1 protein-coding gene is annotated in these 1,167 nt (G+C 67.4%); it reads left to right on the plus strand.

The features are described from left to right. Positions 1 to 1,167: amino acid adenylation domain-containing protein (locus tag O3298_RS29125; RefSeq protein ID WP_305061208.1), on the plus strand; the 1,167-nt coding region annotated here is incomplete at both ends.

The following is a 1,167-nucleotide window of genomic DNA, read 5'->3' on the forward strand; positions in this document are numbered from 1 at the left end:
TGCCAAGGTGGTCAGCCTGGACAGCGGCTGGCAGGCGCTGTCCGGCTATCGCCGCGACAATCCGCGCACAGCGGTGCAGCCTGCCCATCTGGCCTACGTGATCTACACATCCGGCTCGACCGGGCAGCCGAAGGGCGTGCAGATCGCGCATCGCGGCGCCTGTAACCTGGCGGTCAGCCAGCAGGCCATGTTCGGCGTGGCCGACGATAGCCGCGTGCTCGGCTTCGCATCGCTGAGCTTCGACGCGGCGACCTTCGAATGGATCATGGCGCTGCTGCGCGGCGCCGCCTTCCACGTCTGCACGGAGGAACAGCGGCACAATCCGGCCGCGATCCAGACCTTCCTGCGCGAGCACGGCATCACGCATGCGACCTTGCCGCCGGCGCTGTTGCCGCACCTGGACAGTGGCGCGGGCTATGCGCTGGAGGCCCTGGTGCTGGCGGGCGAAACCTGCGGCGCGCAGGTTGTGGCGCCGTGGCTGTCGGTATGCCGGGTGTTCAATGCCTACGGGCCGACCGAAAGCACGGTCTGGGTCAGCACGGCCGAACTGCGGCCCGGCCAGGTCATCACGATTGGCCGCCCGATTGCCAACACCCAGCTCTATGTGCTGGACCGCTGCCTGAACCCGGTGCCGGTTGGCGTGCTGGGGGAATTGCACGTCGGCGGCGTGGGCCTGGCGCGCGGCTACCTGAACCGTTCCGAGCTGACGGCCGAAAAATTCATTGCCAATCCGTTTGGCGAGCCCGGTTCGCGTCTGTACAAGACGGGCGATCTGGTGCGCCATCTGGCGGACGGCAGCCTGGAATTCGCCGGCCGCATCGACGATCAGGTGAAACTGCGCGGTTTCCGTATCGAGCTGGGGGAAATCGAAAGCCAGCTGCTGGCCTGCGCGGACGTGCGCGAGTCAGTGGTCGCCATGCGCGAGGATGTCCCCGGCGACAAGCGGCTGGTGGCGTATGTGGTGGCCGGGCTGGATGCGCAATTGTCGGTCGCGCAGTTGCAGGCGCAATTGCAGGCGCAGCTTCCCGATTACATGGTGCCAACGGCATGGATGGTGCTCGATGCCTTGCCGCTGACGCCCAACGGCAAAGTGGACCGGAAGGCCTTGCCCGCCGCGGATGCGGGCGCCTCGCAGCAGGAATACGTGGCGCCGCAGACCGCGAGCGA

It is taken from the genome of Janthinobacterium sp. SUN137, assembly GCF_030587265.1.
In the GTDB taxonomy this organism is placed as follows: domain Bacteria; phylum Pseudomonadota; class Gammaproteobacteria; order Burkholderiales; family Burkholderiaceae_D; genus Janthinobacterium; species Janthinobacterium kumbetense.